Source organism: Pseudomonas sp. PS01299 (assembly GCF_029960145.1).
Taxonomy (GTDB): domain Bacteria; phylum Pseudomonadota; class Gammaproteobacteria; order Pseudomonadales; family Pseudomonadaceae; genus Aquipseudomonas; species Aquipseudomonas putida_A.
This window is the reverse complement of the sequence record NZ_JASCPO010000236.1, coordinates 1-9,068: the sequence shown is the minus strand read 5'-3', so window position 1 is coordinate 9,068 and position 9,068 is coordinate 1. Positions and strand designations below refer to the sequence as shown.

General features: G+C 59.7%; 9 protein-coding genes. 3 read left to right on the top strand and 6 right to left on the bottom strand.

What is annotated here, in order from left to right:
• Positions 1-165 precede the first annotated feature (165 nt).
• Complete coding sequence (coq7, locus tag QMX91_RS26200; RefSeq protein WP_027610738.1) at positions 166-813, top strand: 2-polyprenyl-3-methyl-6-methoxy-1,4-benzoquinone monooxygenase; 648 nt, start codon at positions 166-168, stop codon at positions 811-813.
• 116 nt (positions 814-929) lie between these two features.
• Here coq7 and speD read toward each other — a convergent pair whose 3' ends face one another.
• On the bottom strand, positions 930-1,724 hold the full coding sequence (gene speD, locus QMX91_RS26195) for an adenosylmethionine decarboxylase (RefSeq protein ID WP_027610737.1): 795 nt from the start codon (positions 1,722-1,724) through the stop codon (positions 930-932).
• Positions 1,725-1,961: 237 nt separating this feature from the next.
• On the bottom strand, positions 1,962-2,384 hold the full coding sequence (locus tag QMX91_RS26190) for an OsmC family protein (protein WP_003228794.1): 423 nt from the start codon (positions 2,382-2,384) through the stop codon (positions 1,962-1,964).
• Positions 2,385-2,623: 239 nt separating this feature from the next.
• Between QMX91_RS26190 and crp the strand changes: the two genes are divergently transcribed.
• Positions 2,624-3,268 (top strand): cAMP-activated global transcriptional regulator CRP, encoded by a 645-nt coding sequence (gene crp, locus QMX91_RS26185; RefSeq protein WP_007966430.1) that lies wholly within the window; start codon positions 2,624-2,626, stop codon positions 3,266-3,268.
• Between the two features lie 10 nt (positions 3,269-3,278).
• Here crp and QMX91_RS26180 read toward each other — a convergent pair whose 3' ends face one another.
• The 4 genes from QMX91_RS26180 to QMX91_RS26165 form a co-directional block, all read right to left on the bottom strand.
• Positions 3,279-3,980 (bottom strand): lipoate--protein ligase family protein, encoded by a 702-nt coding sequence (locus tag QMX91_RS26180; RefSeq protein WP_098965890.1) that lies wholly within the window; start codon positions 3,978-3,980, stop codon positions 3,279-3,281.
• Between the two features lie 137 nt (positions 3,981-4,117).
• A complete protein-coding gene (trpC, locus tag QMX91_RS26175; RefSeq protein WP_282413597.1) occupies positions 4,118-4,954 on the bottom strand; it encodes an indole-3-glycerol phosphate synthase TrpC in 837 nt (278 codons plus the stop codon).
• On the bottom strand, positions 4,951-6,000 hold the full coding sequence (trpD, locus tag QMX91_RS26170) for an anthranilate phosphoribosyltransferase (protein WP_003228800.1): 1,050 nt from the start codon (positions 5,998-6,000) through the stop codon (positions 4,951-4,953). Before trpD ends, trpC begins: the two co-directional genes overlap by 4 nt.
• Before the next feature lie 9 nt (positions 6,001-6,009).
• On the bottom strand, positions 6,010-6,603 hold the full coding sequence (locus QMX91_RS26165) for an aminodeoxychorismate/anthranilate synthase component II (protein WP_282413596.1): 594 nt from the start codon (positions 6,601-6,603) through the stop codon (positions 6,010-6,012).
• A gap of 407 nt (positions 6,604-7,010) precedes the next feature.
• Here QMX91_RS26165 and estP point away from each other — a divergent pair, with 407 nt between their 5' ends.
• Positions 7,011-8,921: an esterase EstP gene (gene estP, locus QMX91_RS26160; protein ID WP_134787463.1), complete on the top strand. Its 1,911-nt coding sequence runs from the start codon at positions 7,011-7,013 to the stop codon at positions 8,919-8,921.
• Positions 8,922-9,068: the final 147 nt, after the last annotated feature.

Below are 9,068 nucleotides of genomic sequence, written 5' to 3'. Positions count from 1 at the left end.
GCTCGCGAAAGCGGAGTGTCTGACATTGATATTCTGAAGGTGCCGACGCCTTCGCGAGCAAGCCCGCTCCCACCAAAAGCATGACCGCGTGGCAAATGACCCAGCGCAAACCTTCCCCGGCCGATTCGGTTAAACTGGCGGTCGAGATTTTTCCCGGAGGTCAGCATGACTACCCAACGTCACTACTCGCCGATTGACCGTCTTCTGCTGCAAGCCGATGCCGCGATGCGTACCCTGCTGCCTTTCAGCGGCCAGCCGTACCGTCCGTCGCCTGCCATCGTGCAGCCGGATGTGCAGATGAGCGATGAAGACACCCGCCACGTCGCCGGCCTGATGCGCATCAACCACACCGGTGAAGTCTGCGCCCAGGCGCTGTATCAGGGGCAGGCGCTGACCGCCAAGTTGCCGCAGGTGCGTGCTGCCATGGAGCACGCCGCCGAAGAAGAAATCGATCACCTGGTGTGGTGCGAACAGCGCATCCATCAACTGGGCAGCCATACCAGCGTGCTCAATCCGCTGTTCTATGGAATGTCGTTCGGCATCGGCGCTGTAGCTGGTCTGATCAGTGACAAGGTCAGCCTTGGCTTCGTCGCGGCCACCGAGCATCAGGTGTGCAAACACTTGAACGAGCACCTGGAACAATTGCCGGCCGAGGACGAAAAGTCCCGGGCGATTCTGGAACAGATGCGCATTGATGAAGAGCATCATGCGGAGAGTGCACTGGATGCGGGTGGTTTCCGTTTTCCGGCGCCGGTGAAGTTCGGGATGAGTCTGTTGGCGAAGGTGATGACCAAGAGTACCTACAGGATCTGACTTCAGTGTTGTCTGGCAGGGCCCCTTCGCGAGCAAGCTCGCTCCCACAGGGTTCTGTTTCGGTAATAAAAAAGGCGACTACCGCACGGTAGTCGCCTTTTTTGTGCCCGGGAATCTTACGCCGGCATGTTGCGCGCGTAGAAGATTTCCAGCATTTCGTGTTTCACACGCTCGGTCACCTGAGCACGCTGCTCGGAGGACAGGTTGCTGGTGGCGTCGCCGAACAGGTAGTTATCCAGTTCGAAGTTCTTCAGCAGCATTTTGGTGTGGAACAGGTTTTCCTGGTACACGTTCACGTCGGTCATCTGGTACGCGTCGCGAGTGTCTTCGGAAAGGTAGTTCTGGATCGAGTTGATCTCGTGGTCGATGAAGTGCTTGTTGCCTTCAACGTCACGGGTGAAGCCGCGCACACGGTAATCCACAGTCACGATGTCCGAATCGAACTGGTGAATGAGGAAGTTGAGCGCTTTAAGCGGTGAAATGACACCACAGGTCGACACGTCGATGTCCACACGGAACGTCGCAATACCGGCGTCCGGATGGATTTCCGGATAGGTATGCACCGTGATGTGACTCTTGTCGAGGTGGGCAAGGATGATTTCGGGCAATGGACCCGGGGACTCTTCGATCTGGCTGTCAGTCGGGGTCACCGGCTCTTCCGAGATCAGAATCGTGACGCTGGCACCCTGAGGCTCATAGTTCTGACTCGCGATGTTCAGAATGTTGGCACCAATGATTTCGACAACTTCCGTGAGGATCTGCGTCAGGCGTTCGGCGTTGTACTCTTGATTGATGTACTCGACGTAAGCCTGCTGGTCTTGCGGGGTTTCCGCGTAGCAGATGTCATAGATGTTGAAGCTCAAGGTCTTTGTCAGGTTATTGAACCCGTGGAGCTTGAGTTTGCTTTTCACCGTTAAAAACTCTCTATGTATGCGGCGCAGCCGCGTGATCAAGCATGCCCGTCAAGTGCGAACAACGCACCTGCGTAGGACGGTTAACACCTCTTCGCGATGGCGATTTTGGTTATCTGTTCAGGCGGACGATCCGTCGGTTGACCGATCACTGCCCTGAAAAAAGTGGCGCATTATGCAGACGTCAGCGAGGGATCGCCAGAGTCTGCACTGCTTTTATGATAGTTGAATGTCGATTCAACCGAGCTCGACGATTTCATAATCGTGAGTGATCGCCACGCCGGCCGCGCCGAGCATGATCGAGGCCGAGCAATACTTCTCGGCAGACAGTTCGATGGCGCGCTTGACCTGGGCTTCTTTCAGGCCACGGCCCTTGACCACGAAGTGCATGTGGATCTTGGTGAACACCTTCGGATCTTCGGTCGCGCGCTCGGCTTCGAGGAACGCTTCGCAGCTTTCAACCGCCTGACGCGACTTCTTCAGGATGCTGACCACGTCGAAGTTGCTGCAACCGCCAACGCCCAGCAGGAGCATTTCCATCGGGCGAACACCCAGATTACGACCACCGGCGTCCGGCGGTCCGTCCATGACCACAACATGTCCGCTACCGGATTCGCCGAGGAACATGGCTTCGCCAGCCCATTGGATGCGTGCCTTCATCGCCAAGACTCCACTGTAGAAAAAAGGGTCGCCAGCTTAGCACAGGCCTTTGCTCTGGCAGCGCCCGGCGTTCCTAGGACGGATGCCTCAGCTGCGTAGGTAATTTCTCGAATTTTCGACGAAGTGTCTGGTAAGCTGGCGCCAATTCGCTGGCGCCAATTGTCAGCCTGTGTAGCGACCGCCTTCAACGCCTCATAAAAAAATCAAACATCACCGTGCAGTCTTTTCGGGATACAACCATGGTTGCTATTACCCCCACACCCAAAATCAAGAACCTCGACAAGCTGTTGATGCATTGCCAGCGCCGTCGCCATGCGGCCAAGAGCAACATCATCTGCGCCGGCGATCGCTCGGACACGCTGTACTTCATCATCAAAGGTTCGGTCACCATCTTGATCGAAGATGACGACGGCCGCGAAATGATCATCGCCTACCTCAACGCCGGGGACTTCTTCGGCGAGCTGGGTCTGTTCGAACAGGCAGGCCAGGAACAGCAACGCAGCGCATGGGTGCGGGCCAAGGTCGAATGCGAAATCGCCGAAATCAGCTACGTGAAGTTCCGCGAACTGTCGCAGCAGGATCCAGACATTCTTTACGTCCTCAGCGGACAAATCGCCCAACGTCTGCGCAATACCACGCGCAAGGTCGGCGACCTGGCGTTCTTCGACGTTACCGGTCGCGTGGCCCGCTGCCTGCTGGAGCTGTGTAAGCAGCCCGACGCGATGACCCACCCGGACGGCATGCAGATCAAGGTGACCCGTCAGGAAATCGGCCGGATTGTCGGTTGTTCGCGGGAGATGGTCGGTCGCGTGCTCAAGGATCTTGAAGAACGCAACCTGGTCGATGTGAAAGGCAAGACCATGGTGGTCTTCGGCACGCGCTAAGCGCACAAAATCAGGCGCTGTAGACCTGCGCCAGCATCAGACGAAACAGCTCATCCAGACGCGCCAAAGCCGTTGGCGCGACGAACTTCTCATGCAGGGCGATGTGGCTTTCGGCGCGCACCCGCTGCTCCAGACCGCAAGCCTCGTTGAAGCGATTGACCGCTGCAACCATCGACTCGCGCTCGTTATCCATCAGCATCGCCCCGTGCACCAGCCCCACCGGACGCTGCCCGCCCTGACTCTGGCGCCAGCGCTGAGCGGTGCCGACCATCTTGCGGCCGTCGAGATTGACGTTGAAACGACCGTCGCAGAACGCGCCGTCGATTTCGCCCAACGACGACACACCACCCAACTCATCGAGCAATTCACAGATCGGATCACACAGGCGCCGGTAACCGGTTTCGATGCGGTTCAGATCGCCCTCGCTGCGGGGCGGGGCGTAAACCAATGCGATGTTGATGGTTGAAGCGGATTGCGGGACCGGTTCACCGCCGGTTTCCCGCAGCAAGACTGGCCAGCCGGCAGCAGCGGAGACTTCACAGGCGTGGTCAAAACCGGGCAGACGATTGAGCCGGCGCGGCATGACCAGAGCGCAATCGCTCGGTTGCCAGAACAGCAGGCCGAATTCGGCGTCGCCGGCGCAGATCGAGGCCAACAGGTCTTGCTCGGCCTTGAGGCCGGCTTCGATGGTCAGGGGGGTTGGCAGCGACATGGAGAACTCCGGCAGATCGTAAATCTTCGGGAAATTTGAAGGCCCTTTCGCGAGCAAGCCCGCTCCCACAGGGGGAAATGCATTCCAAATGTGGGAGCGGGCTTGCTCGCGAAGGGGTCGACTCGGTCTAACGGCAATCAGTCGAGAGTCGAACCACTGACCGGAACGCCACGCTCCGGGAAGAACAGGCGCTGCAGTTCGGTGCCCGGGCTTTCCGCGCGCATGAACGCTTCGCCCACCAGGAACGCATAAACGTCGCTGATTTCCATCAACTCGACATCGGCACGGTTGAGGATGCCGCTCTCGGTAATCACCATACGGTCGCGCGGGATGCGCGGCAGCAGGTCGAGGGTGGTTTCCAGGCTGACGTCGAAGGTGTGCAGGTTGCGGTTGTTGACCCCGACCAGCGGCGTGTCGAGGGTTTTCAGTGCGCGGTCCAGCTCATCGCCATCGTGCACTTCCACCAGCACATCGAGACCCACGCCTTTGGCGACCGAGGCCAGCTCGGCCATTTTCACGTCGTCCAGTGCGGAGACGATCAACAGCACGCAGTCGGCGCCCAGCGCGCGGGCTTCGACGATCTGGTACGGATCGATCATGAAGTCCTTGCGAATTACAGGCAGTTTGCACGCGGCGCGGGCCTGTTGCAGGTAGACATCAGCGCCCTGGAAGTAGTCGATATCGGTCAGTACGGACAGACAGGTCGCACCGCCCTTCTCGTAGCTCTTGGCAATGTCGGCAGGCACGAAGTTCTCGCGGATCACGCCTTTGCTCGGCGAAGCCTTTTTGATTTCGGCGATCACCGCCGGCTGCTTCTTCTTGGCCTGCGCCAGCAATGCCTGGGAAAAACCACGGGGTGCATCGGCCGCCTTGGCCAGACTTTCCAGCTCGCTCAGGCTGACGCGAGCGCTACGCTCGGCGACTTCCTGGACTTTGCGCGCCAGAATGTTTTCCAGAACCGTCGGTACACTCATCCCTCATTCTCCACTTTGAATACCGCGGTAAAGGCACCCAACTCCTCGAGTTTTTCCCGAGCAAGACCGGTGTGCAATGCGTCGTGCGCAAGCGCCACGCCTTCTTTGAGACTGGTCGCCAGGTCAGCCGCGTACAGCGCCGCACCGGCATTGAGCACAATCATTTCGGCAGCCTTCTGGCCGTTCTCGGTCTTGCGCTTGCCCAGCGCATCGCGAATCAGCGCCAACGACGCTTCCGGGCCTTCGACCGACAGACCGTGCAGGCTCTGGCTCTTCATGCCCAGATCTTCCGGCTCGACCCAATACTCAGTGATCTCGTTGTTCTTCAGTTCAGCGACAAAGGTAGGCGCGGCAAGACTGAACTCGTCCAGACCGTCCTTCGAATGCACCACCAGTACGTGCTTGCTGCCCAGGCGCTGCAAGACTTCGGCCAATGGCCGGCACAGCGCGGGCGTAAACACGCCCACCACCTGATGTTTGACACCGGCCGGATTCGTAAGCGGGCCGAGCATGTTGAACAGCGTACGCAGGCCGAGATCGCGACGCGGGCCAGCGGCGTACTTCATGGCTTTGTGATGAGTCTGGGCAAACATGAAACCGATGCCGACGTTGTCGATGCAACGGGCGACCTGTACCGGCGTCAGGTTCAGGTAGATGCCGGCTGCTTCGAGCAAGTCGGCGCTGCCACTCTTGCCCGATACCGCGCGGTTGCCGTGCTTGGCCACGGTACAACCGGCTGCCGCGACGACAAACGCGGACGCCGTCGACACGTTGAAAATGTTCGCACCGTCACCGCCAGTGCCGACCACATCGACCACGCCGTCGAGGGTCTTGAGTTCGACCTGATCGGCCAGCTCACGCATCACCGAAACGGCGCCGACGATTTCATCGATGCTCTCGCTCTTCATGCGCATGGCCATCATGAATGCGCCGATCTGCGCCTCGGTGCATTGACCGGTCATGATTTCGCGCATCACGTCGCGCATTTCTTCGGTGCTGAGGTCGAGGTGTTCGACGATACGGCTCAGGGCTGTCTTGATATTCATGGGAAGTCCTTAGCGCGTGCCGCCGGTTTGTTTGAGGAAGTTGGCAAACAGTTCATGGCCCTGCTCGGTCAGGATCGACTCAGGGTGGAACTGCACGCCCTCAATGTTCAGGGTCTTGTGCCGCAGGCCCATGATTTCGTCGACCGAGCCGTCGTCGTGCTGGGTCCACGCGGTCAGCTCCAGGCACTCGGGCAAAGTATCGTGCTTGACGATCAGCGAGTGGTAGCGGGTAACCGTCAGCGGATGATTCAGACCGGCGAAAACGCCCTTGTCCTCGTGGAATACCGGACTAGTCTTACCGTGCATCACCTGACGGGCACGCACGACATCGCCGCCGAACGCTTGGCCAACCGATTGATGGCCGAGGCAGACGCCGAGGATCGGCAATTTGCCGGCGAAATGCTTGATGGCTTCGATGGAAATGCCGGCTTCGGTCGGCGTGCACGGGCCTGGCGAGACCACGATGCGCTCGGGGTTGAGCGCTTCGATTTCGGCGACGGTCAGTTCGTCGTTGCGCACGACTTTGACCTCGGCACCCAGCTCGCCGAGGTACTGCACAACGTTGTAAGTAAAGGAGTCGTAGTTGTCGATCATCAGCAACATGGCGTTTCGAACCTCTTGAATTCTGACTTGAAGACAGCCTTCGAATGACTTGCCCGCAGGGCGCTGCACGATGTCGGACGCGCAGGTGGCGTCGGCACAGCGGCATTTCAAACGGGTAAGGAAGGCAAAGCGATACAGATCCGGCCGGGCCGGCAGAAAAGATTCAGGCGCGCCAACGCCAACGGGCGTGTGCCTTGATGACTTGATCCAGAAGTTTGCTGACGATCAACACGGGGAAGGTCTCGTTCATACGTTCCGGCACAGTAACTTAGCTGGACGGAGCGTGCAATATGGCGGGGCTGACGGGGGACAAAACTAAGGGAGGCTTCGCGACCGATGGCAAAACGCCGGGAGTTTTTGGTACTGTCGTTTCGTTCACCTACAACAATAAATAAACGGACTTGCTCATGATCAAACAGACGTTGTTTGTACCGCTCGCCGGTTGCCTGCTCGCCATGGCTTGCGCCCAGGCGTACGCAGCACCCGCGCCCTACTCCAACTTCATCGTCTTCGGCGACAGCCTGAACGATGCCGGGACCTTCAAGGACAGCGGCGGCCCGGCCGGCGCCACGCAACGCTACACCAACCGCACCGGCCCGCTGTACAAGGACGGCACCGGAGAAAACCGTGACCTCAACGCCACCCAGATCATCGGCGGCAAACTGGGTTTCAACCCCGACCAGACCGCCTCCTCGTCCTCGGCCGTGCGCGCCGGTGAAGGTCTGGCCGATGGCAACAACTGGGCGGTGGGCGGTTACCGTACCGACCAGATCCTCGACTCGATCACCACCCAGTCCGCCACCGGCGAACGCACCCGCAGCGGTTACCTGCCGTCGAACGGCTTCCGTGCCGACCCGAACGCGCTGTATTACCTGTCGGGGGGCGGCAACGATTTCCTTCAAGGCCGCGTACTCAGTCTCGATCAGGCCAGCGCCGCAGCCGATCGCCTGGCCGACAGCGCCCGCACGCTGCAAGGCGCCGGCGCCAAATACATCATGGTCTGGCTGCTGCCGGACATCGGCCTGACCCCGGCCATCAACGGCTCGCCGCTGCAGGGTTTCACCTCGCAGCTCAGCGCCCAGTTCAACACCGAGCTGGTCAAGCAGTTGCAGGGCATCAACGCCGAAATCATCCCGCTGAACATCCCGGTGCTGCTCAAAGAAGCGTTCGCCAACCCGGCGCAGTTCGGCCTCGCGACCGACCAGAACCTGACGGCCACCTGCTTCAGCGGCAACAGTTGCACCGAGAACGCCCGATACGGCATCAACAGCGCTACGCCGGATCCGACCAAGCTGATCTACAACGACGCAGTGCACCCGACCGAAGCCGGCCAGCGCTTGATTGCCGACTACGCCTACTCGCTGCTCGCCGCCCCTTGGGAGCTGACCCTGCTGCCGGAAATGGCCCAGGGTTCGTTGCGCGCGCATCAGGATGAACTGCGCAATCAATGGCTGGCCGATTGGGAAAACTGGCAAGCCGTGGGCCAATGGCGCGCCATCGTTGCCGGCGGCGGTCAACATCAGGACTTCGACGGCCAACACAGCGCCGCCAGTGCCGACGGCAACGGCTACAACCTGAACATCGGCGGCAGCTATCGCGTCAACGAAGCCTGGCGCGTCGGTTTGGCCGCAGGTTTCTATAACCAGAAACTCGAAGCCGGCGACGCCGACTCGGAATACAAACTCAACTCCTACATGGGCACCGCGTTCGCCCAGTATCAGCAAAACCGCTGGTGGGGCGATCTGGCGATGACCGCCGGCAAACTCGACTACGACAGCCTCAAGCGTAAATTCCAGCTTGGGGTCAACGAGCGCGGAGAGAAAGGCGATACCGACGGTTACGTGCTGGCGATCAGCGGCCGCCTCGGCTACGACATCGCGCAGCAGGCCAGCAGCCCGTGGCACCTGTCGCCGTTCGTCAGCGCCGACTTTGGCAAGACCGAAGTCGATGGCTACTCGGAAAAAGGCGCGGATTCCACAGCGCTGACCTTCGATGACCAGTCGCGCAACTCGCGGCGTCTGGGCGTGGGTATCCAGGGCAAGTACCAGATCACCGCGCAGACTGAAGTGTTCGGTGAGTTCGCTCACGAACGTGAGTACAACGACGACCGCCAGGATCTGACCATCAACCTCAACAGCCTGCCGGGCAACCGTTTCACGCTCGAAGGCTACGAGCCGCAGACCAACCTCAATCGCCTGAACCTGGGCGTGAGCCATAAGCTCACGCAGGATTTGGCGTTGCGCGCCAGCTACAACGTGCGCAAGGATGATGACTTTACCCAGCAGGGGGTGAACGTCGGGGTCAGTCTCGATTTCTGATCTGCTGGCATAAAAAACGCGGCGCCCTCACAGGCGCCGCGTTTTTTTATGGCTGATCACAACACAATGTGGGAGCGGGCTTGCTCGCGAAAGCGGTGTATCAGCCGACATCCATTTTGAATGCCAGCCCGTATTCGCGAGCAAGCC